A 24,448-nucleotide genomic window follows, 5' to 3' on the forward strand; every position below is an offset into this window, starting at 1 on the left:
AACCAACCCTCAATCGGTTTTTTGCTAACGTCATTTGGCCAGCCTATCGCCTCATCGTTTAAAGCAAATCACTCAAGCGATTTAACAGTGCTTTACGGCTATTATTCGCCACAACAAAGCGCTTAAAACGTTGTTCAAACGCCGCTTCATCAGCTTTGAACTGATAGGCCTCAAACAGCTGATGCAGATAGCGTGATGCCGCATCGTAACCACTGGCGCAAGTTCGATCCGCTTGCTCTTGTGATTGCTGCCAGTAGTGCTCACGTTGATTGTAGATATACGTCAACGCTTTTTCTTTTTCCGCTTTTTCGATAGCTAATTTTTTTGCGAGTGCTGCGGCTTGCTCTTGCTGTAATTGACTTTGCGCTTGCTCAATGAAAGGAGAAATGACGGCGGAAGTTAACCAGTATTGATAGATCTCGTCTGTGTTGACAGGTTCTTTTCGCGTCAGCGCTAAGGCTTGGTGACGGGTTAGCTGGCCTTGCTCAAACAACGTGCGTAATAGCGTGTCTTTCTCTGCTTGCGAGAGATTATGGATCCACGCATCAAGCGTAAGCTGAGTTTGTTTGGCTTGGTGACTGGGTTGTTCGCTCAGCACCATGGCGAGCGCCTTAACCAATGCTAAGGGAATATCATACAGCGCAGCAAACGCCTGCTCCTCTTCCCTGAGGTGCTCAAAATCGAATTGAATTAACGGCACTCGCTCAACGCCATCATTAAAATCAAACGCTTTGAGCCACATTAAGTACACAAGGCGCCAATCCCCTTGCATTAACCCGCCGCGTAAAGCGGCTAAATGCTGGAAAAAGTCGTCAGCATGCTCATCGTCAAAATACTCATCACACTCCTCAAGGGAAAAAATCAGCAACTGCCACTCATCGTTTTCGTGAACATGAAGTCCATCACTTGAAAAGCCAAGTAACGCATCTGGAAGCGTTCCTGCTGGTAGCTTGATGTATACATCGATTGAGCCCCAATCGGCATAGTAAAAACCGATATCAAAGTATTTTAACATCAGCTCAAAAGGCTCGGCCTTTAGATCACTGTAGGTGTAATACACCTGAAAGGCCGTAGCGCTGATCTCGGCACGGCTTGAAATGGCTCTGAGTGCTTGACGTGCTTTAGCATCTAAATACCCATCCAGACGCTCAAATTTATAGTATTGAAATTCGCTCACGGTGACCTTGCTATTTATTTATTGTGAATTGAAAAGTTTGTTTTAACAAAGGCTGTACCTGAATCACTCTGGCGACTTGTTCAGCGTTTATATAACGTCTTGGGTCAATCGTTACAAATCCCCAAAACTGCAAAAATCGCTCAATAAATCGTGATTCGATGAGCATACTTAAGTTTCTTTCTGGCGAGAAGTAATCATCCGTAGGGAATACCAGCAATAGATTAGGGAAAGCTGTCATCACCTCTTTCACAAGCTGCTCCACACTGTTGTGGCTTTGAATACGCCACAGCATAAACAACCAAAAAGTGCGCAAGTCGACATCGTATTCGAAACTGTCCAAATAACCCCAGTTATATTTGCTGATAGCGGCCTCTAACATAGGTTTGAAAAAGGCCTGTATGCCTAGCGCTTGATACTGCTTTTGCGCTGATTTTTTTACATGGTAGCGGCCACTGCGCCGATAAATAATACCGCTAATTTCGGCAAGCACTCGGGTGTAGTGCAAGGCATTAAATTTGTCTTCATTGCTGCCCGAAAACTCGCTGATGCTTATACTACGTTCTAATTGAGCAACGGCAAACTCAGGCAATAACTCACTGGCCTGTTTAACCAACTTAGCCGGTAAGTTGCCTTTACTCGTGGCTTTGAAGGAGCCTTCTTGCGCCATGGCCTCATCAAGAATGAGGGCTAGATAACGCATTATTGGGCTGGCAGAAAGAGAGTCGGGAGTGCAAATTGTCACCCACTTTAATTCATCAAAAGGCGCATAAAGCCAATTGGCCATTTGCGTTGGCGTTACGCCACAAAAATCGGGATGAGGTTGATGATTGCGTTCTTGCACTTTGTGCTGCAAAGCGGCATTGAGTTCATCAAGACTCAAATTTGGGTTCATTGCCAGCATGGTTTCAACATCATCGAAGACTTGGGCATGTTGCTTGGAAACGCTGCTCATACAACAACGTTTAAATTTTTTACCACTGCCACAATGGCAAGGATCGTTTCGGCCGAGCTTCATTACTGTCCCTTCTTATTGTTATAGAAAAAGCGCTGCATTTTCTTGTTTACGCTGCTCCAATGTCTTAGCAATCACGGACATTGTTGTTTTACTGATCCCTTGTTGCTTGGCAAGATACGTAAATTGGCTGATGGCTTCTGCGACTTCTTCAATAACTTGCTTTGCATCATTCCAATTCGCAAAGCCAGCACTAGTAGCAAGTTTTTGCATCACCTTAAGCGATGGCGCTTTGCCATAACCGCCGAAAGCAGTGGCGTGTTCGTTGAATGGATGTGGGCTGTAGGTAACATCGTAAAAAGGTGCAGGGTTCCATTGACCGTCATCCGCTTGCAAAAACGCCCAGTTTTTACTGTGGTCGTCTTGGTTAGACGACAGCAGGTTAAAAACGGCACGGCGAAATTGCAGCTGCCCAGCAGCAGGAGATTTACACAACTGACGGCTGGCTTTGATCAAGTCAATATAATCTAAACTTGGCGTTCGAAAGTCTGCATCCAGCAGCCCGCAAGCGCTGTGCATATGCAAGCGACCTGAACTGCGATTACCGCTTAAACGGGCCTGCTCCGTGACATAATCAAAACGCTTAAGCGCCAACCAGGCAGACGCACCGCTTGTAGTTGGTGCTTCAATGAGTTGCCAGACTGGTGGTTGGCACTTGGCAAGCTCGGCCATTTGCAAATAAACCGCTTCACACAACCCTTCTTCATGCCCGAGCGCGAGATTTTTCGAGGTAAACTTAATCAGCCAAGCCTCATCTCCAGGCTGAGCAAAGGTTCGACAATGCTGAGTTTCCCCTGCAGGCATATAAATCTGCGCCTTAGGCCTTGCTCCACCCGAACTACCACCGGCGACTAATGCGGCCAACACCTGTTGCGTATGCCCATCTAACTCATCGTGATTATCATCCATATAATCTGACATTGAAGCATCGAACAGCGTTTGTGCTTCTAAGCCCAAGGTTGCTAAATCAATGTCCGCGTATGTCGTGGCTGAAAACTCAGACACCGGAGCAAAAGACAGCGCTCCCATGCCTTTATCACCGACAAAGGCCAGTCTATCCATCGCCGTTAATTGATTAGGTAGGATGCCCTTTTGCCGGAAAATACGATCTTGTAACAACATGCCCCAGCCATCGGGCAAACAATCCCCAAATACGCCATGTACACCTTGGTGCGGCGCTTTAGGTGCGGCTTGAACTAGCGTATTCGCTTGCAAGGTAAACGGTGATAAATTGCCAAACTGCTGCAAATAGTCGTCAGTATACTGAAAAAAAACGCCTTGCCGATTCTGCGCCAAGACTCCAACAGATATCTGCTCACCTGAGCTTAGCGTACGAGTAACATTAAGCTTCTGAATCGGTTTAAAACTCATCTTTTAGCACCTCATCAATACTCATGGGTATAGCAGCGCGTTCTTTGCTAAGTTGCGTGAGCTGATAAAGCCTATCTAGCGAATCAAGTGTCTGCCATAGCAACAGCAATTGACGAAATGAAATTTGCCCGGTCAGCTCAAATTTCTTAATGGTGGCCGCAGGTACGCAGCTTCGCTCAGCCAATGCAGCGCGCGACAGCTTTGCCTGCTTGCGTAACTCACGTAAATAAGCCGCATAAGCTTGGCTTACATCGGTATCATCAAGTAAGGTAAAATTCATCCGTAAAGACCAAATGGATACAGTTATATCCATTATAGCGAAATAAAACATAAAGTGGATACTATGATATCCATAATTGCGTAGAGTGTTGAAAAAATCACTCGATAAAGCCCTTCAAAACTGCTATTTTTAGACCCTAACAGCAGCATAAGATTAACCCGTTAGGTCAGGTGGCCTAACTTAAATAAAAAAGTCTCCGACAAACCCGGTACGGTTCAGCCATATATAACTCCATCAACCTGATTTTTTACCATTCGGTTTACCTAATTAATCATCACAAAATTATGTTGGTGATTATTTGGTAAATTTTTAAAAACTTATGTGACCAAAATTAAACGATCTTAATAAACATTAATTCCAATAAAAATATTTTAAAACGTAAGTTATTGATGTTATTGTACTTATATACACAGCAATTTATACAATTTAATGTAAATTATGTTGGTGACTATTGCCAAGGTTGGGGTTTCTTGTAGAGTGGCAACTTCCGCAACACTTTTACCTTCAGAAAGCCAGAGAATAGTTTGGGCACGTTGTCTTTCACGCCAATGTTTTGCATGCTTGGCCAGAAAAATGAGTCATTCTCGCTGTTCTAAACTAAGTGGTACAGAAACAATTCGAGGCATGTGTGAACATCTGTTAACTAAAAAAACTTTTTCGCATGATTAGTTATTTTTGTCAACTTATCGAAATCATAAAGTTTGTCTTCTAAATCGTTTTTAGAAAAAATTTTGCTAGGATGCATGAGGAGTGCAGTGAGAATAGACCATTCCCGATTAGACAACTCGATCGGTTCACCATTAAAGCATACGATGTGCTGTTCCAGGTCCAGTTCCAGCCCACTGTGTGATAATTTCTTATTCATATCTGTCACAGTATTTTTTAAGCCGGCACGTCGGATTAAGGCATGAATACGGGCCAGCAGTTCGTCAAACTCATAGGGTTTAATCAAGTAGTCATCAGCTCCCTGATTCAGCCCATCTACCCGGTTTTGTAATTGATCCCGGGCAGAGATAATCAATACCGGTAAATTCGGAAACTTCTGCCGGATATTTTTTAGCACCAACATGCCATCCATCATTGGCAAACCTAAATCGAGCAGCACAATATCGTAGACCTGCTGCTGTAATTGTTTTAAACCCTCAATCCCATTATTGACCCAGTACACCTCAAACTGATGCAGTTTAAGCAATGTTTCAGTCGACTCGGCAATCATAAAGTCATCTTCAATAATCAGTATTTTATGCATTTCAAGCTCTGTTTTTTAATGATGATGAGCATTGTGCAAGCATATCATTTTTAGCTTCAATCACTTGCGTTTTTATATCCAGCATACTTAATAAGCTGGGGAAAAGATGATCGTGACTGCGTGCCTGTCCGGTCTGTGTTTTTAAACAGTTTAGCTGCAGGGCATTATACTGTTGCCAGGTATCAGAAAACCACATCAGCATTGGGATATGGGTTTGCTGCGTGGGCGCCATGCTATAAGGAGCACCATGCAGGTATAAACCGTGCTCTCCGGTAGATTCTCCATGATCAGACAGATACCAGAAACCGGTTTGATATTGAGTCTGTTGCTTTAAAGTTTCAATGATCTCGGCAAGAACATGGTCTGTATATACAATCGAATTATCATAGCTATTCTTTAATTCTTCTGTACTGCAGCCCTGAATGGCATTGGTATTACAGGTCGGTTGAAATGGCTGATATGGTGCTTTGGAGCGCTTGAAATATGCGGGGCCATGACTGCCCATCTGATGCAGTACAATTAACTGCGGTTTCGAGTTGTTTTTATCCAGATGCGCCAGATAATCTTTCAGGCTATCCACCAGGATTTCATCAAAACATTCACCACCAGCATCACACCATCTCTGTTTCAGTTGGGCTGGAATCTGGTATTTTTGTACGCGGTCACAGGCACCTTTACAGCCCGAATTATTATCAATCCAGGTCACCTGATAACCGGCCCGCTGAGCAATATCCAGCAAACCTTCTCGGTGGCTAGCCAACTGTTCATTATAGTTTTGACGTGTCATCCCTGAAAACATACACGGTACTGAAACAGCTGTGGCAGTTCCGCAAGAACTGACTTGATTGAAATTAATTATCGGTAACTTGCTCAGTTCAGGATTGGTATTGCGTGCATAACCATTTAAAGCAAAACTCTCGGCACGTGCAGTCTCCCCAACCACCAGCACCATCAATTTGGGTTGTTTCTGTATTTGAGCCTGCTGCAGCAGATGGGCATCTTCACCATAAGGAATCAAAGGCAAATTGGCTTTAGGTGCTTTCTTTTTATAGTAGGATACGGTGGATGCAATACTATTTTGCGGGGAAATCATGCCCTTCAGATCGCGGTGCTCGCGGAAGATGGCTGCATAATCGACATAAAAACAGAATAACAGTCCTAGAATCAATACGGCCGAAAACAGACTGCTCAGGCTTTTATGCAACAATTGACGCCCGAAAGATGCAGGCTGAATGTTCAGCATCCAGACGATACACAAAGGAAAAATCACAAAGACCAGCGTCCAGATCACCAGCCGTATTGACCAGAGATCACGGACTTCCCGGGCATCGGTCTGCAGCATATTCTGGATCTGGTCCGGCGTAATAACAACCCCCAGACTATTGACAAAATAAGCACTAAAACCGCCCAGAATGATCAGCACACTGGCCAGTATCTTGGCATTCCATTTCCAGTTCAGCCACTGCAAGACCAGATTGTACAAGCCGATAACTACCAAGACTGTAGCCGCCAATAATGCGTCTGCCTTGAGGTTGGTATAAGGCGTCAGTTGATGGATTTTCTGATAGAAAGCAAAGTTTAAGACCAGTCCCAGCCAAATGGCGAGTAACAGGTTGAAGCGTGCAAGGCTGAGGGGTTTGATCTGGCGTAGACCGGGAAAAGAAGGCAGCTTAAGCATTTTTTTTAGTTCAAAGACTTTAATATGCTTTAGCCTAAAATTTGAATCTTAAAAATGACTTAAAATAATCTGAGAGCTACAAAAACTTATACATATTTTGATTTCAAATCAAATCTGATAAAACCAAAAATGCAGCCCAAGCACGTTGGGGAAAATCCGCAAGTAATGCTCAAGCAAATCATGAGCACAGCCCGAGTATTACTCAAGTCATGCTTGAACCAGGCCCTGGACTGCCACCATTCTCCTAGACAAATTTCGTCTATTCTTTTTGCATAGGAGAGAACATTATGAGTGGACAACGATATACGCCAGCATTTAAATTAAATTTATAAATCAATATGATAAAATCTATTTTTTTGACTATCGTTTTAATAAATATTCAATTTTTTGAAAAATTCAATTCTGACAATCAATCCTCCAACTGCATTTGCACGTTGTAAAGTAATCTTGCCTAAATGAGAGTCAATAATCTGCTTCACAATAGATAATCCCAGACCACTTCCTACTACAGAACTGGCTTGATTTATTCTATAAAAACGCTGAAATATAAATGGGATTTGTGCTTCATCTAGACCTATGCCGTTATCTTCAACCTGTATAAAACTACCATTTCCAATACTTCCACAACTGACTTTAATAATAGGTTTATGTATTGAACTACGATAAAGAATGGCATTTTCGAGTATATTTCTCAACATAATTTCCAACTGATCTGACTGCCCCCAAACGCACACTGAGGTGAGATGCAATTGTAAGTCTACACCTGCTTTTCTGAACTGAATACCCATCATTTCAACTGTACCTTTAACAATATCTACCAAATCAATATTGCTTTTGTTTTGTGTGGCATTCGGTTCAAGCCTCGCTAATGTAAGCAACTGAGTAATCATTCTTGATGCTTTGTCTACTCCTGTAATAATGTCCTGTGCAGCTTCCTTAGACTCCTCATTGGAACGTGCATTTTGAAGTACTTGGGCATGTAAGCGTATAGCAGCTAATGGTGTACGGAGTTCATGAGCGGCATTTGAGGTAAAACGTTTTTCACGTTGCATACTTTCAGCAATCTCACTAAGTAAGGTATTTAAAGAGCTCACTAAAGGTTCTATTTCTTTCGGTACAACTGGCTTAATTGGATTTAAATGTTCAATGGATTGTTTTTCTAAGTTTTGACTAATGCTATATACAGCCAATAAATGACGACGGATCGTGCAAATAATCAACCATAATAATAATGGCAAAAATATGATTGAAACCAAAATCAAAAACAGCAACATATCTTGCTGAATATCTTTTCGAATTGTCCAAACCTGCGCAATTTGTACCTGTATTGTATGCGTACTATCCCAAACAGAATAACTACGATAAGTATTATTATTCAGTTTAATCCAACCAAAATTATCTTGCTGAACAAATGGCTGTGTTTCCACACCAATAGAACGATAAATTAATTGTCCATCACGATGCCAAATTTGAAATACAATTTGGTCATAATGCTCACCCTTAGCTTTTTCAATCACTGTATGCTGCGGTACTTTTCCATCTAGGGTACTTAGAGTCGTAGACAATAAAGCATGAGCAGTTTCTGCTAATGACTTATCAAAAATATTATTGGCAGTGTTTTGCATTCCCCAATAAATACTTCCTAAACTACCCAACCAAACGCTAGTGGTAATTGCCAGTAAAATTATAGATAAGCGCTGGGTTAATGAATAGCTGCGAATTGGATCAGCCATTTAATGCTGTTCATCCATGATATATCCAAAACCTTGTACTGTACGGATAATATTTTTACCTAATTTCCGACGCAAGTTATGAATATGGACTTGTACAACATTACTACTCACATCAACGTCATAAGCATAAAATGAATTTTCTATATTTTCACGCGAAATTACACGACCACGATTGAGAGTAAATAACTCCAATAAATGAAACTCTTTATGTGTCAACTCAATTTCGACTTGATTTAACAGTACTTGTTTACTCGCTTTGTTAATACTAATATTTCCAACCTGAATTAGGTCCCCTACCTCTCCTGAAATTCGGCGTAATACAGCATGAATCCTTGCTACGACCTCATGTAAATCATAAGGTTTAACAACAAAATCATCAGCTCCTGCCTCTAGACCTGTAATACGATCATCAACTTGATCTTGAGCAGTCAGAATAATAATTCCAACTTGATTCTTTTTGCGACGTAGTGATTTTAAAATTTCAATCCCATTTCGATCAGGCAAACCTAAGTCTAGTAGAATAAAGTGATAATGATAACTCACTAAAAAATGGTACGCTTGCTCTGCTGTGCTCGCAATGTCAACTACAAAGCCCATTTGATCTAGACCACGTGCAGTTGCTTTTGCCAACAAGCTATCATCTTCTACCAATAGAACTCTCATAACACCTTTTTCTCTTGCTTACCAAACTACAGCGCAAATTTATAATCCCTACTATGCTCGTAAATATTACTGTTAAATTCTATCCATCTCATGTAAAGGCCACAATTGATGAGAATCAAGTAATAAGGAACTCATACTTTCTGCATAATCTACTTTAGCTTGATCGACTCGGCTACGTGCTTCAATCAATTGCTGCGAATGCAACAAAAGCTCATTGAGATTCAACTCACCTAATTTATACGCTTTTTGCATCAAGTGATGTTGTTGTTGCAACAGTTGTAAGTTTTCTTGCGCCTTCGTATTCCGTACAGTCGCTGACTCCATTTGAATCACCCACCCCTGTATTTCTTGACGCAGACGTTTTTCTACACGCAATACCTCCAAATCCGCTTTTTTTGCTTCTGCCGCTGCCATTCCTGAAGCAATACCGACTTGTCGCGCAGTCAAAGGAATTGAAACACTAACCCCTAATAAATTCTCCTCTCCCGATTGCTCCCTACTGTAACCAAAACCAATCGTAGGATCTGGCAGTCTATTAAGCTGCTCTCTTTTTAATACTGCGTATTGCTGTGTAGCTTGCATCCTTACGAGTGCTAACTCATGATTAACTGACAAAATTTTCTGTACCCACTCTGCTTGACTATACTGTATAGGGCTAGGCTGTATAACATCGCTGCTCCACTGTTCAGGGATCTTTCCTCTATAATCGCGGGCCAACAATTGCTGAGCTTGAATATATGCAGCTTTAGCTTGCATATATTGTTCCTCAAGTTGTTGGTACTCATTCTTCAAGAGCATTAGCTCAAGTCGTGGTGCATCTCCTGCTCGAATACGTTGTTCAGTCACTTGGATAAATTGCTGAATTTGATCCAGCTGTTCTTGCAGTCGCTTCAAATGCAATGTGCTTCGCATATAAGCAAACCAACTATTTAACAACATTTTAGATGCTTGATGTTGAGCATTCTCATACTTCAGTTCTGCAATACTTGAAATACGTTGTGCTAGATCTTGATCTAGCCGGTATTTATTAGGCAAACGTATTTGTTTTTCTATCCCCAAACTAGGTTCATAACTATTGGCTTGTTTTCGCTCTAGTTGTGTATCCGTCTTACGTACTTGCATACCGGCTGTAACAGTCCACGGATTTTGCCCTACTTTTAATCCTTGTCGGGCAAAGTCTGCATAATCTTGCTCTGATATTGCAGCACGCACATTCGGATGTTCTACTAGACTCTGTTGTACTGCTTCAAGTGGTGGCAAAGCAGCTTCAAGTTGAGGTTTTGCAATTGCTGTCGAAGCCACTGTAAAACAATAGCCCAACCCAAACAGATACCAAATTTGGCCTAGAAGTGTTGATTTAAATTTGATATTTAATGTCATTAGTCAAGTGCTCCTTGGCTCATATAACCAGAAATTAATGTAGGTATGACCCAATAAAAACAATCACTTGATTTAAATTTTTGCTGAATATGCGCCAAAACCAATGATACAGATTCGTGTTGTACAATCAGCAATATAAGATTCCGTTCAGTTGCTCCGCGAATTTTTTCCTGAACATTACGATAATGTTGGCGATTACCAAACCCTTGTGCGTTGACACAAGTACACCCTGAAATCAACTCAGGAATTAACCACAAATGCTCCATAAGTTCTTCAGCAATATCAGAGGACACGTTAATAGAGAGTTGGCATATTTCAGACATGATGATCTCGCGCTAAACCAAATTTTTTAAACAAGTTAGGAAGTAAAATCAGAGTCAGCAAAGTACAAGAAATAAGCCCTCCAATCACAACTATCGCCAATGGACGTTGAATCTCGGCACCAGGGCCAGTAGTAAATAACAATGGGATCAAACCTAAAGCTGCAATACTCGCGGTCATCATGACTGGACGTAAACGGCGCATAGCACCTTCACGAACAACTTCCTCAATTGCAACACCACGAGAAATCAGTTGATTAAAATAACTAATCATCACTAAACCATTCAGTACAGCAATCCCCATCAAGGCAATAAAACCAACTGATGCAGGAACAGATAAATACTCACCTGTTAATGCTAATGCAAATACTCCACCGACTAACGCAAAGGGAATATTGACGAAAACCAATACGGCTTGACGCACCGAACCCAAAGTCGTAAATAGTAAAAAGAAGATCATTGTTAATGCAGCAGGTACAACAAGCATTAAGCGAGCAGCCGCACGTTGTTGGTTTTCAAATTGCCCCCCCCATTTGAGTGAGTAGCCGGTTGGTAACTTGACTTTCTCTGCAACCAATTGTTTTGCTTCATCTACAAAACTAACTAAATCACGATCACGTACGTTGGCACGTACCACTGACATTCGTGATGCATTTTCACGATCAATTTTTACGACACCCTCAGTCTTAACCACTTCTGCTAAAGATAACAATGGCACTGCAGCTGCATTCTCAATTGGCAAGGCAATATTGGAAAATTCAAAACTCGACTCTCCCAAACGTGGATCCCCTTTCATCATTAATGGAACAGGGCGCCCCTGTTCAATAATGGAACCTATTTCTTTGCCTTCCACGAGCATCTTGAGTTGGGCTTGAACATTTTGACTGTCCAATTGATTTCGTATAGCCATATCACGATGGATTCGCAGCTCTTGATACTGTACTCCCGAATTTTCGAGTGTCATGACATCTTCATTGCCTTCAATGCCTTGTAGAACTATTGCAATTTGCTTTGATAAATCATTAAGCTGGTCTAAATCACTTCCAAAAATTTTGACAGCCAAATCTCCTCGTACTCCAGACAACATTTCTGAAGTGCGCATCTCTATGGGTTGACTAAATGTTAAGTTCACGCCAGGAACATCTTGAAGTACAAGACGAATTTTTTCTAAAATTTGCTCTTTATTTTTGACTTGCCATTGCGTTTGTGGTTTTAGCACAATGAAACTATCTGTTTCATTTAACCCCATAGGGTCTAATCCCAATTCATCAGAACCTGTACGTGCCACAATTCTTTCAACTTCAGGCACTTGTTCCAAAATACGTTTTTGAATATCCAGATCTAATGCAATTGAGTTTTGTAAGCTAATCGAAGGGATTTTTTCTAACTGTAAAATAGTATCTCCCTCATCCATGGTTGGCATAAATGACTTTCCAATGAATGGGAAAATCAATGCAGCCAGAAGTAAGGTACCACCTGCTAAGACATAAATCTGTTTAGGATGGGCTAAACTCAGATTCAAAAGTTTTCGGTAACCAGTTTCTAATTTAGCTACTAAAAAGGGTGTGTGATGTGCTTTCGGTTTTAGAAAGAATGAACACAGTACAGGAATCACTGTCAAAGAAAAAATTAGTGAACTTGATAAAGCAAATACAATTGTTAAAGCCACAGGTGAAAAGAGCTTCCCTTCCAATCCTTCAAGCGTGACCAATGGAATAAACACTAACATAATAATGATCATGCCTGCTGTGACTGGTACTGCAACCTCAGACACTGCGCGGTAAATCATATTTAATGGCGGTAAAAAAGAACGTTGCGGTGACTCTTTTGCTTCAGCAAGTTGCATTTCAATATTTTCAACCACTACAACTGCAGCATCCACTAATAAACCAATCGCAATCGTCAAACCACCTAAAGACATTAAATTGGCACTTAAACCAAAATGGTGCATCATCAAAAAAGTACTTAGTGCAGATAATGGTAAAACTGCCGCAACCACTAAAGCAGACCTTAGGTTTCCTAAGAACAATAAAAGTAAAATCAAGACTAAGACAATAGCTTCTAATAACGTTTTACTTACGGTATGAATGGCTCGGTTTACCAACTCACCACGATCATAAAATGGTTCAATCGTTGTACCCTGTGGCAGAGTTTTTTCAATGTCGGACAAATGCTCACGAACATGTTGAACGACTTGACGTGCATTCGCACCTTTTAAAGTTAATACAATACCTTGGACAGCCTCACCTTGGCCATTTTCAGTCACTGCACCATAGCGTGTGAGTGCTCCAGTATGTACCTGTGCAACATCTTTAACCCGCACCAATGTTCCTTGATGGCTAGAAACAATAATATCGCCTAACTCTTCAAGGTTTCTGACGCGGCTATCGCTTCGGATCAGTAATGACTCTCCATTTTCATTAAGCCGCCCAGCACCATCACTGGCATTATTTAGCTCGATTGCCTGTTGTAGCTGTGTTAAAGATAAGCCTCGTGCCGCCAGGGCCTCTAAATTAGGGGTCACTTCAAATGTACGAACAAGTCCCCCCAAAGCGTTAACATCGGCGACCCCTTCAATTTTACGAAGTTGTGGACGAACCACCCGATCAAGTAGAGTTCGTTTTTCCATATCACTGAGTGGCCCATGTAAGGTAAACATAAAAGATTCACCTAATGGGGTCGTCATGGGTGCAATTCCACCTGACGTACTACTTGGTAATGCAGACATCACATTACTTAAACGTTCATTCACCTGTTGTCTAGCCCAATAAGGGTCAGTGCCTTCAGCAAAGTCTAATGTGATAATCGCAATCGCGTATTTAGATTGCGAACGCATTACTGTCTGATGAGATATTCCCAACATTTCTTGTTCAATGGGTACAACAATACGGCTTTCCACCTCTTCGGGCGTCATGCCGGGCGATTTCATCACAATTTGTACTTGCGTACTTGACACATCAGGAAAAGCATCAATTGGTAGTTTCGTAAAAGCAATGTAGCCTGCCACACTGATCGCCAATGTGAGCAATAATATTAAAATGCGCTGACTAAGTGAAAAGGCGATAAGACGTTTTAACATATGTCTCACCTCAACGTTCTGTAGTGCTAATAGGTGCTTGCTCTGCACCAAAGCCAGACCACACCGCCTTGAGACGCTCTACACCACTGATAGCAAGTTGCATTTTGGGTTTTAATTTTTCAGCTGTAATATAACTTTGCTGCTGATCAGCTGATAGAACTTCAACCGTTACAGCTTCAAACCCCTTCTGATTTTTAACAAAAATAATGTGTTTACCATCTTGTGAGGTTATGGCAGTACTTGGTACTGGCCATGCTGCAATTACTGTTGGCTGCTTACTTTGAACATGAACTTTGACAAATTGTTGCACCCGCAAACAATTATGTTTGGTATCCATTTGTACGATGATATTTTGAGTTTGTGTATTCCCTACAAGTGCTGGAGCGATATTTTGTATATGCCCTGTAATATCACAACCTTCAACCTGAACAACATCCCCAATATGCACATATTTACTGTCAGCTAAATTAGCTTGTAATAACAATTGTAACGGTGAATCAGCGTTTACAAGTTGACCTAATACTGTACCAGCCTCAACATACTGACCTGTAGAAACCTGTAAGTTTTCTATATAACCACTTGTTGGGCTTTTAACATAGACAATGGAATTTAGACTATTTACCTGCCCTCCTCCCATAAATTGCAGCATTCGCTGTTTTGCACCTAAGTTAATATTAAGACGCTGTACTTGATTCTGTGCCTCTTGCACACGCTTCTCGGCAATAATGCCTTCAGCATATAAGCTACGTTCACGTGTTAAATTTTGCTGGGCTAATTGTTGTTGAGCACGAAGCTGCAATATTTCATTTTGAATCTGAATTAAATCTGGACTATGTACAGCAAGTACATGATGATTCCGGGTAACTTCTGCCAAGGGTTGTACCAAAACTTGCTGCACCATTCCTGAAACAGGACTAGTCAGTACAACTTTGCTTTCTGGTGACCACTGTACTTGCCCTTGTAAAATAATTTGTTTTTGTATGTTAGTAGAAGAAGCACCTAATGTGTGTAATTTGATCCCAACTTGCTCAATTTGTTTTGAAGAAATTAAGATTTGTTGCTCTGAGACTTCAGGACTCCTCTCAGCCTCTGAAACCTGTCTCTCTACTTTAGCCTCTATATTTTTATTCGAGAGCAGCTTACTTCCCCACCATAGCCCAAGGCTAATCAAGATCAAGACGCTCATTAGATATAATAGTTTTTTAAAATTTAGTACATCTACTCGCTGATCCACTCGTTTCATCCTTCAAGAGATTTTCTCTACAAAGCTAAGATTAAGTTCTTAAGATCAGATTAAGTTTATAAACCTATTTCAGACTGCATAGGCCCAAGTGAACCGTATTGGGTTTGTGGGAGACTTTTATTTAACTGATGTTACGTAGTAAGTGCATTTTGAGCATCTTCGCTACTACATGTTGTAGTCGATTTATAAATTATTAATAATCATTATATTAAACTATATATTGTTATTATTTCTCACGAAAATCAGCATCAAAACATAGGTGACTTTTATAAACTAAAATGTCTAAAATGAAGTGACCAAAACCACATTAAATGATCTAAATTGATCAAAATTTTACTCCACCAAAAACTATATACCAGTAATCAAATCATATACTTATAATTAAGGTCATTTAATGGAATAAATCTCGGTGACCTTGCCAAGGTTGGGGTAAATTTTTATGATCTAACTTTTACTACTTTGTAGCAGGAATCACAGCCATACAATCAATCAATCCCAACCTCGGTAATAGCTTAAAAATATTACTAATAAAAATAGAACCAAATTAAATTATGCACACCAAAACTATAAATTGTGTCTACTTTTCTACACTTACACAATAAATACCGTTAGATTACTTGAAAAGTAAACAGTTAAATAGTAGAAATGTATCATAGTTATATTTTAATAATCTAAATATGTGCCGTGGAACGCGTAAACAAGTAACTTCTGAATGTTCATTTAATTTTGATAACCCCAAAATTATCTTCAAGCGAGATCTTTCTAAACTCGCATTAAACACTCATCCAGATTTTGCTGGCATTCATCACTGCTATCACATGGCCTTTCGAGCTCTACGATTAACTTCTCATTTTCGTTTAGCATCAAACAAACTCAATGTTTGGTCTATAGCAGGAATATCCAATTTCTGGATCGCTGATAATTTTGATTTGTACCTGCATCACATGAAGCTTCCGCCTTCACCTCAGGAATTACATGTATATACGTTCCCACCTGATGCCAACTTACAACAACAACTCAAACACTATGCAAGCTTTGAATTCTTAAGTTTTTTGCAAGCAAATACTTTTGATATACACAATTTAAATCCGCAGCATCTTCAGCAAGCGATCAACCGATATATTTCGACTGAAGTTTTACTCGACTTTAATCGCTTACATTCATTCAAAGCACATAAAACGCTCAGTCTTGAGGGGCTTGGTAAGTTACTCAATTTTAGCCATACACAACTCCACAATAGAAACAGAAAAATCCATGCACGTCGCCAGCATCTACTTGACGAAGTCAGCAAGCAATCAAAAGTCGTCGATCATTATTTAAATCAAAATGATTTTTCACCAAATCCAACAGATTTTTGGAATTGTTCATATGCACGAAAGTGAAACTAAGCCCCTTCCTCAACCCAAAATTTTATTATCAGACTTATTAAAAAAGCTTTTTAATGCAGAGGATTTGTGTCTTCATGCACATATTAACTTTATCGCAGATCTATTGGTTTACCATGACTGCTCAGATTATCTTAAGGGGCTTGTTCTCAGTGAGATTGAATCTGATATTTCTACAAGTTCACCACCTCGCATTCCCGCTACTCTCCAAGCGTCTAGAAAATCTAAAATTGGTGATTCCCCAATCACGTATTACATCAACAGTATTGCCAGCATTTATCATGCGCACACGGAACTACTCACCTGGAATGTGCTCGTCCTTAAAGCAGCACTATATTTATTAGCATTGCCGCAGATCAAACCAGATTTATTTGAAAAACAACATACAGAGCATCTCAATACGATTAAGCGCTTATTTCAGCGTTTCCGCGTTGCAAACAAGTCTTTTTTTGCAAAAAAAAAAGATGCTCACGCATTAGATTATCAAGCATTCTTAACTCTTAAATTCCCTGCTTTATTTCTATCATTAGAGCAATTTGTAGAGTCTGCTCTTCAACCTGAAGCAGATCAAGAACTAAATGATTTTCAGAAAAATTTCTGTGATGAATTACGTATTGCATTCAATTATGTACTAAAAAGCCGTCCAAAAATTGCCAAATCAAGTGTAGATAGTAAACTGCAATATCGTACATGGGATACCGATGGAACTATTAACGAAATCATTGAGACTAAAAAAAGTAATAGAGGTTTAGCTAATGAGCAAGCCCTTGACGAGCAAGAAGACCCCTCTGTTATTGTTCAAGCAGATCAGATTACACCACTTGCCAGACATTCTAAAAATGCCCAACGTATGGCACTTTCGTTAATTCCAAAACATATGCAACGACAAGATCATTTGCTCACTGCAAGTTGTTTACTCCCAAGTGTTTATACTATTTCTGACCTAATTACATACCTGTATCATGATGATAAAAAACATAATGATAAAAGCGTGCTCGTTGTATTACTTTGCTTAATCACAGGCGTTGGCTTTAAAGACTGGTTAAATTTTCAAAAAAGGCGTGTAAAAAGATTAAATCATCGCCAAGTCATTAAATTGCAAAGTGACCAATACTATCTCTCAACCAAATTCAGCATTTTTGAAGATGCAACGTTTGAATATCCGGAGTCACTGATCAATAACACCGTTCATTTAGATATCCCTATCCCAAATCACTTTATTGATCGTATCAAAGCAGAACCAATCATCACTGAAGATGAGCTAAAGAAAAAAATTAGAATAATAAAAGATGAAGTCAAAATTCCTCAGCTGAACTTATCAAAAACTAGCTCATTACTGCATCATGTTATTTTGCAAAAAACAGGCAATAGGCAACTTGCTGACATCATCACTGGTGTAGATGCAAGTCACTCTTCTTCAAGCTCTTACTGCCATTACAATGTAAATAAATTACAAAAAAATTATGTCAAAGTTTTATCTGAACTATGTACACAGCTCGCTGAAAATGACTACGGTGATATTGTCTATAGTGATCAGTCCATCTGCTTTGGTAGCCAAAAAGCACCAAGTAAAAATGTCATAAAGGACATCCTTTTCTATCTTTACACCAAAATTTATACGACTTCAGATAACGACTGGGTAGAAAGTTTTAATGCTTATAGCATTTGGATGTGGCATATCCTACTTTTGTTTACCGCTGCACGACCTGTTCGGGACTTTCCAGGTTTTTTGAATAATATAAGTTTTCAGCAACAGACAATTATGCTGTCTGACAAAGAGGTCGGTGGTAGACGTGGCTTTGGACGCTTGATTCCACTTTGTGCATTTCTCATCGGTGAATTAAAGAAATATCTTCGTTTCCTCGAACATATCCAACAACATTACATGGCGATTAACCGCGAAATCTCAGCCCAAATTGATGCCATATTTAATAATGAACAGCCTCTGTTAAATCTTTTACAAAATGGCACACTCACTCCGCTTACACCTTCCAATGTGCGTGACTTTCATCCTGAAGTTGGGTTAGCACATCCCAACTGGCACCGCCATACAACACGTGCCTTTCTCACCAACAAACAAATCCCCGAGCCTTTAATACTTGCACTTTTTGGACATGAAGCCTTCCAACAGGAAGCCGCACATCCATTTTCTAGTTTGTCTCTGAACCAATATCGCGCGCTCGCAACACATTTAAATGAAATGCAGGAATATTTTGAAATTATTGGAGTGAATTTAAATGTCCTCATCGCTTAAAAAAGCAGATCAACTGTTTGCCGAAAAGAAACGAGAACTTACTCGACAATTAAATGAACAAAAAATTCAAAATGAAGTTCATGCTTCACTCCGCAAATATTTTTCAGAACAGCAGTTTGATCAGAATCCACATTTGCTAGGTGATTACGGCGAGGTTTATAGCCACATCAAGAAAAACTCTACGAGTAAAAAGTGGATCAAGTTTGCATATGATTTTTTTGAAGATTACATCAAAGAGTTAAATGCTCAGCATCGCTTGGATTTAGAGCTGCCTCATGCTGTTTTAGATATTAAAAGAGATAAGCCTATCGTGACCATGAGCTGGAATGCCGATGGTCATGAAATAAATGACCTCGTACAACAGCTTTATAATTATTGGGAATTGGCTGAAAGCTGTGACTCATTCTCAAATGAGGAAATCGTGGGCAATATTATATTGTCTGCCATTCTATTTGGTGGCTTAAATGAAAAAGCTGAACTTAATGCCTTGCTTGAACACCTCAGAAATCCAGTAAAAGTACGCCATTATAAAGACCTTAATATTCTTTTTTTAGAATCCCATTCTAATCATTATGGCGATATTTTTATTGATGAATATACTGTTCGAAAATCTAGAAATTTTATTCCAGACCCCGTCACACGTCTGTGGCTAATACATTTTAATCTGAGAGATATTCGACATGTTCATCTTCCCGTAGAGGGCTATCTTGAGTATATCTTTCGAAAAATAAAGAAAAAGTTTAAAAAAAATAGCTTATCGCATTTACTTCAGCATGCTCGCTACAACTGGTTACAGCTTCCCAACGTAGATATAGATCCGGCGCTCTCTGAATGCCTCATCGGGAATTTACTCAGTTGTGGTTTACCCGAACAAGAGTTTGAGCGTTTTGTGCAACCAAAATTTAAATATAAGCATGAGCTCACTACTGAAGTCATTCATCAGTCTAAGAATTTACCTCCACAAACTGTTTATTTGCATCATGAGCAAGATGCACTAAAAGATGTACTAAAAATTCATAAAGACTTATTAAAAATTATTCGTCTTCGCCAAACAGATGCCCCAATCTATCAACTCATGATCGATTATTGTATGGAGAATGCAAAACTCTTTAATGAATACAGTAAACGAATCACCCTGTGGTTAATTAGTCTCTTTAAACCACCTCAAGAAGATATAGATCTGCTAGCTCAGAGATTTGATTTTTGCGCTACAATTTTTGCTAAAATCATTTCCAACAATAGCCAGTTAGCCAAAAGCTCAATTTACACATACTACACTCGAATTGGTGAGCCTTGGCTAATCTATTCTTTACAATATCAATTTTCTGAGGACGATGAAGAAACACGCCTGCAAAAAATATATGCACAGATTTATCAAAATAACTGTATTGCTGAAAGTCTGCTCGAAGATACTGTTAAAAAATCGGCTGCTCAAATTGTAAAAACACTCAAACGTTTTCATCAATTTCAAGAACAACTATTCGATGCCCCAGCATTCACTTTAGAGACGCTGGATCAACAAACCAGACCACGCACACGTATTATCAGCCCAGTCACATTTCAACTGTTAATCAAAAAACTTCAACAAGCACATCTACAAAATATCATCTCTCAACATGACTATGAAAATCTTAGTCTTATTTATACGCTTGCTTACAGAACTGGGATGCGAATTAATGAAATGATTGGTTTACGTATCAAAGATACTGAAGGATTAAACAGAATATCATTATTGGTCAAGCCATATGGGTCAGAAAAAATAGGCAATGAACACAGATTAAAGACTGACAGCGCGCAACGTAGCGTGCCCGTGTATTGCTTACTCAAAGCATCTGAGTATCAACAATTTCATCAATATGTTGTCAAACAGCGGTTAACAAAAAAACCGAATGATTATTTATTCAGTCAGTTCAATGAGAATAAGAAACTCAGCCAGCACATGCTGACTGCACCCTTTAAAAATTTTATGGATCAGTTATTCAAGCAACATCACTATACATTTCATTCATTTAGACATTCTGCAGCAAATCATTTAGCATTAATTTTTAAATGTGATTATCATTTTTTGTCTGATAGCCTCACAGACTATACGGAAGTTGAATATAATCAGCTCAGGGCTGAGTTATTACGTAATTCAATTGATCAAAATCATTGGATTATCATCGCACATCTTTTGGGGCATCTCGAACCCATCGAGACCTTTAAAAGTTATATTCATGTAGCTTACTTTATTGCAGGTTATCAATTTTCCAAATATCGCCCATTACTAAGCAATGGTTTGGTTAAGAAAATGCTGGGGATAAGCAATTCAACACAAGAGTTACATTTTCTAAAATCGCTCAATGATCAGTCTGAATTCAATTTTGAAATGCATGCTACAACGCTCTGTAAACTCCTTCTAAACAATCAAGAAAAATGGATAGCGAGCAATGCTCACACACTACATGCAGAATTAGAGGTAAATCAAACGCAAGAACATTGTATTTTTGACTATTTTGTCGCGACTCCAGAATCTAAAATCGATCTTGATCTATTTTATAAGGCACTCTGCTTATTAGAGTTATACAAATATGATACGGAGCGCGTAGCACAAGAACTTTGCCTATCTCATGAGCTCATCAAGTATTGGTATGACAATGCAATCCAACTCAAACAACTTAAATCTAGAAAAAACAATCCAAGACTTTTTCATATAACCGAACTGCAATACATCAAACCGTCAATGATTGATACTAATGAGGACCTTTTATTGGTCACACATTTTTTTAACTATCTACAAGCCTGCTATCAAAAGTCACCTGAAAATATTAGGTATGTCTTAGAATTCTTTATTAATCACGTAACTGCTTCACATACAGGTTTACATTCAACGCGGAAAAATATTCAGAATCTGGAAAAATTCTACTATGCGGCCAAAGATCTGTTTCCTGCCAACATGTGGCATTTACTTGGAATAGATATGGTTAATTTTTTAAACAAAGAAATTACGCCGAATCTACTCAAACTTGCCAAGGCAAATCAGAAACTAGAAGGTTACCCAACAACAAAAGAAAATAATGCACGCTTACAGCTATATTCCTTAAAACAAGGCAAAGCACTACCGGCTTTTAAATTTTGTTTACATCTGGCTTGCATTGGTAGGCCTGCTCAATTGCAGTTAGAAATAAAATGACTTCAATAAATCATCGTAACGGATACTGCTTAACTCTCGTGCTACACCTAAGTTTTAATGGTGAGTGTCTGTTTTAATTTTTTTTGGGGGTTATACAGTTAATTAATGCTGATAAAAGCCTAGGCTGGCCATATATAATTCCATCAACCTGATTTTTTACCATTCGGTTTACCTAATTAATCATCACAAAATTATGTTGGTGATAATTTGGTAAATTTTTAAAAACTTATGTGACCACAATTAAACGATCTTAATAAAAATTAATTCCAATAAAAAATATTTGAAAACGTAAGTTGTTTATTTCATTGTACTTATATACACAGCAATTTATACAATTTAATGTATATTATGTTGGTGACTATTGCCAATATCGGGCTTTCAATAAATCATCGTAACGGATACTGCTTAACTCTCGTGCTACACCTAAGTTTTAATGGTGAGTGTCTGTTTTAATTTTTTTTGGGGGTTATACAGTTAATTAATGCTGATAAAAGCCTAGGCTGGCCATATATAATTCCATCAACCTGATTTTTTACCATTCGGTTTACCTAATTAATCATCACAAAATTATGTTGGTGATAATTTGGTAAATTTTTAAAAACTTATGTGACCACAATTAAACGATCTTAATAAAAATTAATTCCAATAAAAAATATTTGAAAACGTAAGTTGTTTATTTCATTGTACTTATATACACAGCAATTTATACAATTTAATGTATATTATGTTGGTGACTATTGCCAATATCGGGCTTTGGATTTTGATGCTGTATTGATTGAATTTAATGGGGAGGATGATCATGTTCATTTATTAATTAATTACCCACCAAAAGTTGCTATTTCAAATTTAGTGAATAGCTTAAAAGGTCTATCTAGTCGCCACCTTAGAAAAGACTTTCCTGAAATTAAAAACAAACTTTGGGGTGATTCTTTATGGTCGCCAAGTTACTTTGCTTCAAGTTGCGGTGGTGCGCCATTAGAAATTATTAAACAATACATCGAGCAACAACAATCACCTCATTAGAATTAAAAATCGAGCCTTATATCACCTCCATAAATGAGGGTGTTTTACGGCTCATTGGATAAATAAACATAAACGTCGACTACTCCCAGATCATTTAGCAACCGTACGTATTGAGCATGAATCTGCATCAACGCAATACATCTGTGGGTGCACACTGCGTCGTATCGGCGAATATCAGTGAAAAATTGAATTTCAGACCAGCGCAGTTCTATAAAGAACAGCATGTGCGTGGTAAATGGGTTTGTGATCAATGTGACACCCTGACTCAGCAAACGATGCCTGCCTATGTGATCGATAAATGTATTGCGACACTTGAGTTACTTAGCCATGTGCTGGTATCCAAATATGCTGATCACTTACCGCTGTATCGTCAGCGACAGATCTTTCTGCGCGCAGGTGTAGATCTATCTAGATCCACCCTGTCAGATTGGATTGGTCGCTGTGGTGTAGACACTTGAACCTCTGGTCAATGCCTTAAAACAGGTGGTGCTGCAGCAAGGGGGTGATCTATGACTTTCAAGAAACCGTTCAGGTCTGCATGCAGAAGAATTCCTGAATGGCTGGCAGGGACATCTGGTCTGTGATGATTACAGTGGTTATAAAGCACATTTCAAATCAGGTCAGATCATTGAAGTAGGTTGCATGGCACATGCATGTCGTAAATTCCATGAACTGCATATCACTGGGAAAAGTCAGATTGCTGAACAGGCACTGGTGCTGATTCAGAAATTGTATGCGATAGAAGCAGAGTTAAGGCACAAGACCGACGGTACAGCGCAACAACGCTGCGAATACCGGCAACGGCATAGTCAACCAGTGATGCAACAACTATATGAATTGCTCAACCAACATCATCTGATGGTGCCATCAAGCTCTACCACCGCTAAGGCAATCAATTACACTCTAAAGCGCTGGCAAGCCTTAAGCCGCTATTCAGATGATGGTAATCTATCTATTTACAATGATTTGGTGGAGAACCAAATGCACCCTTGGGCTTTAAGTCGTAAGAACTGGTTGTATGTTGGATCACTGCGCAGTGGTCAGCGAGTTGCTAACATCATGACATTGATCCAGTCAGCAAAGTTGAATGGTCTAGATCTGTATGCCTATTTAAATGGTGTACTGCAAAAGTTGCCGACATACAAAGTGATCCAAATTAAAAGATTGGCATAGAGTTTAGAGGACACTTACAAATCAATGGTATCGCCAAGTTGATCGTCATCATCTTTAGCTAAAACGGTCTTTAGCTTATCATTTGTGGCTAGACGCAACAGCATCAAATATCTAGCTTAAGAAGCATCTCAGAGTAAATTTTTACAACAAAGCTAATAAGCTTAGGCTATTTTAATAGTTTTCATGATCCGCTGCTTTATACAAAGGCTATAAAAATATTTAGTAATTTTTTATCTAAATTACTCTATATACTTAA

15 protein-coding genes and 3 pseudogenes are annotated in these 24,448 nt (G+C 39.2%); 5 read left to right on the forward strand and 13 right to left on the reverse strand.

Going from position 1 to position 24,448, the window contains the following annotated elements; genetic code table 11:
- Positions 1-58: 58 nt before the first annotated feature.
- From FTT70_RS10675 to FTT70_RS10735, 13 genes and pseudogenes are all read right to left on the reverse strand, one after another.
- Complete coding sequence (locus FTT70_RS10675) at positions 59-1,177, reverse strand: hypothetical protein (protein ID WP_154320131.1); 1,119 nt, start codon at positions 1,175-1,177, stop codon at positions 59-61.
- A 10-nt stretch (positions 1,178-1,187) separates the two neighbouring features.
- Positions 1,188-2,192 (reverse strand): YecA family protein, encoded by a 1,005-nt coding sequence (locus FTT70_RS10680; protein WP_070153169.1) that lies wholly within the window; start codon positions 2,190-2,192, stop codon positions 1,188-1,190.
- A gap of 18 nt (positions 2,193-2,210) precedes the next feature.
- On the reverse strand, positions 2,211-3,560 hold the full coding sequence (locus tag FTT70_RS10685) for a type II toxin-antitoxin system HipA family toxin (protein ID WP_154320132.1): 1,350 nt from the start codon (positions 3,558-3,560) through the stop codon (positions 2,211-2,213).
- The gene (locus tag FTT70_RS10690) at positions 3,550-3,840 is read right to left on the reverse strand and encodes a helix-turn-helix transcriptional regulator (protein ID WP_070153163.1); all 291 of its coding nucleotides are present in this window, start codon (positions 3,838-3,840) and stop codon (positions 3,550-3,552) included. Before FTT70_RS10690 ends, FTT70_RS10685 begins: the two co-directional genes overlap by 11 nt.
- 467 nt (positions 3,841-4,307) lie before the next feature.
- A pseudogene (locus FTT70_RS10695) lies at positions 4,308-4,415 on the reverse strand (helix-turn-helix domain-containing protein); the annotation flags it as partial.
- A gap of 110 nt (positions 4,416-4,525) precedes the next feature.
- A pseudogene (locus FTT70_RS10700) lies at positions 4,526-5,089 on the reverse strand (response regulator transcription factor); the annotation flags it as partial.
- A 1-nt stretch (position 5,090) separates the two neighbouring features.
- A complete protein-coding gene (locus FTT70_RS10705; protein ID WP_154320133.1) occupies positions 5,091-6,767 on the reverse strand; it encodes a phosphoethanolamine transferase in 1,677 nt (558 codons plus the stop codon).
- Between the two features lie 368 nt (positions 6,768-7,135).
- Positions 7,136-8,500 carry an ATP-binding protein gene (locus tag FTT70_RS10710; protein ID WP_004974307.1) on the reverse strand — a complete coding sequence of 455 codons (1,365 nt, stop codon included), beginning with the start codon at positions 8,498-8,500 and terminating at the stop codon, positions 7,136-7,138.
- Positions 8,501-9,151, reverse strand: a complete 651-nt coding sequence (locus FTT70_RS10715) for a response regulator (protein WP_242770618.1) — start codon at positions 9,149-9,151, stop codon at positions 8,501-8,503.
- A gap of 84 nt (positions 9,152-9,235) precedes the next feature.
- Positions 9,236-10,543 (reverse strand): TolC family protein, encoded by a 1,308-nt coding sequence (locus tag FTT70_RS10720; RefSeq protein ID WP_004974304.1) that lies wholly within the window; start codon positions 10,541-10,543, stop codon positions 9,236-9,238.
- The gene (locus FTT70_RS10725; RefSeq protein WP_004974301.1) at positions 10,543-10,866 is read right to left on the reverse strand and encodes a DUF3240 family protein; all 324 of its coding nucleotides are present in this window, start codon (positions 10,864-10,866) and stop codon (positions 10,543-10,545) included. The genes FTT70_RS10720 and FTT70_RS10725 overlap by 1 nt, the downstream gene beginning before the upstream one ends.
- Complete coding sequence (locus FTT70_RS10730; RefSeq protein WP_004974298.1) at positions 10,859-13,942, reverse strand: efflux RND transporter permease subunit; 3,084 nt, start codon at positions 13,940-13,942, stop codon at positions 10,859-10,861. The genes FTT70_RS10725 and FTT70_RS10730 overlap by 8 nt, the downstream gene beginning before the upstream one ends.
- 10 nt (positions 13,943-13,952) lie before the next feature.
- Entirely contained in the window at positions 13,953-15,176 is a 1,224-nt protein-coding gene (locus tag FTT70_RS10735) for an efflux RND transporter periplasmic adaptor subunit (protein ID WP_004974297.1), read from the reverse strand.
- Between the two features lie 686 nt (positions 15,177-15,862).
- Between FTT70_RS10735 and FTT70_RS10740 the strand changes: the two genes are divergently transcribed.
- From FTT70_RS10740 to FTT70_RS10760, 5 genes and pseudogenes are all read left to right on the forward strand, one after another.
- Positions 15,863-16,567 carry a hypothetical protein gene (locus FTT70_RS10740; protein WP_094069346.1) on the forward strand — a complete coding sequence of 235 codons (705 nt, stop codon included), beginning with the start codon at positions 15,863-15,865 and terminating at the stop codon, positions 16,565-16,567.
- Complete coding sequence (locus FTT70_RS10745) at positions 16,554-18,824, forward strand: hypothetical protein (protein ID WP_070153152.1); 2,271 nt, start codon at positions 16,554-16,556, stop codon at positions 18,822-18,824. Before FTT70_RS10740 ends, FTT70_RS10745 begins: the two co-directional genes overlap by 14 nt.
- Positions 18,808-21,996, forward strand: a complete 3,189-nt coding sequence (locus FTT70_RS10750; RefSeq protein WP_154320135.1) for a tyrosine-type recombinase/integrase — start codon at positions 18,808-18,810, stop codon at positions 21,994-21,996. Before FTT70_RS10745 ends, FTT70_RS10750 begins: the two co-directional genes overlap by 17 nt.
- Before the next feature lie 705 nt (positions 21,997-22,701).
- On the forward strand, positions 22,702-23,019 hold the full coding sequence (gene tnpA, locus FTT70_RS10755) for an IS200/IS605 family transposase (protein ID WP_257229519.1): 318 nt from the start codon (positions 22,702-22,704) through the stop codon (positions 23,017-23,019).
- A gap of 61 nt (positions 23,020-23,080) precedes the next feature.
- Positions 23,081-24,192: pseudogene (locus FTT70_RS10760) on the forward strand (IS66 family transposase); the annotation flags it as partial.
- Positions 24,193-24,448: the final 256 nt, after the last annotated feature.

This window comes from Acinetobacter sp. YH01003, assembly GCF_013420525.1.
In the GTDB taxonomy this organism is placed as follows: domain Bacteria; phylum Pseudomonadota; class Gammaproteobacteria; order Pseudomonadales; family Moraxellaceae; genus Acinetobacter; species Acinetobacter towneri.

What these genes read in the sequence shown, in the direction of transcription:
- FTT70_RS10750 (WP_154320135.1), top strand. Translation starts at nt 18,808, where the DNA reads ATGTCCTCATCGCTTAAAAAAGCAGATCAACTGTTTGCCGAAAAGAAA.
- FTT70_RS10680 (WP_070153169.1), bottom strand. Translation starts at nt 2,192, where the DNA reads ATGAAGCTCGGCCGAAACGATCCTTGCCATTGTGGCAGTGGTAAAAAA.
- FTT70_RS10740 (WP_094069346.1), top strand. Translation starts at nt 15,863, where the DNA reads ATGTGCCGTGGAACGCGTAAACAAGTAACTTCTGAATGTTCATTTAAT.
- FTT70_RS10685 (WP_154320132.1), bottom strand. Translation starts at nt 3,560, where the DNA reads ATGAGTTTTAAACCGATTCAGAAGCTTAATGTTACTCGTACGCTAAGC.
- FTT70_RS10710 (WP_004974307.1), bottom strand. Translation starts at nt 8,500, where the DNA reads ATGGCTGATCCAATTCGCAGCTATTCATTAACCCAGCGCTTATCTATA.
- FTT70_RS10705 (WP_154320133.1), bottom strand. Translation starts at nt 6,767, where the DNA reads ATGCTTAAGCTGCCTTCTTTTCCCGGTCTACGCCAGATCAAACCCCTC.
- FTT70_RS10720 (WP_004974304.1), bottom strand. Translation starts at nt 10,543, where the DNA reads ATGACATTAAATATCAAATTTAAATCAACACTTCTAGGCCAAATTTGG.
- FTT70_RS10730 (WP_004974298.1), bottom strand. Translation starts at nt 13,942, where the DNA reads ATGTTAAAACGTCTTATCGCCTTTTCACTTAGTCAGCGCATTTTAATA.
- FTT70_RS10690 (WP_070153163.1), bottom strand. Translation starts at nt 3,840, where the DNA reads ATGAATTTTACCTTACTTGATGATACCGATGTAAGCCAAGCTTATGCG.
- FTT70_RS10745 (WP_070153152.1), top strand. Translation starts at nt 16,554, where the DNA reads ATGCACGAAAGTGAAACTAAGCCCCTTCCTCAACCCAAAATTTTATTA.
- FTT70_RS10725 (WP_004974301.1), bottom strand. Translation starts at nt 10,866, where the DNA reads ATGTCTGAAATATGCCAACTCTCTATTAACGTGTCCTCTGATATTGCT.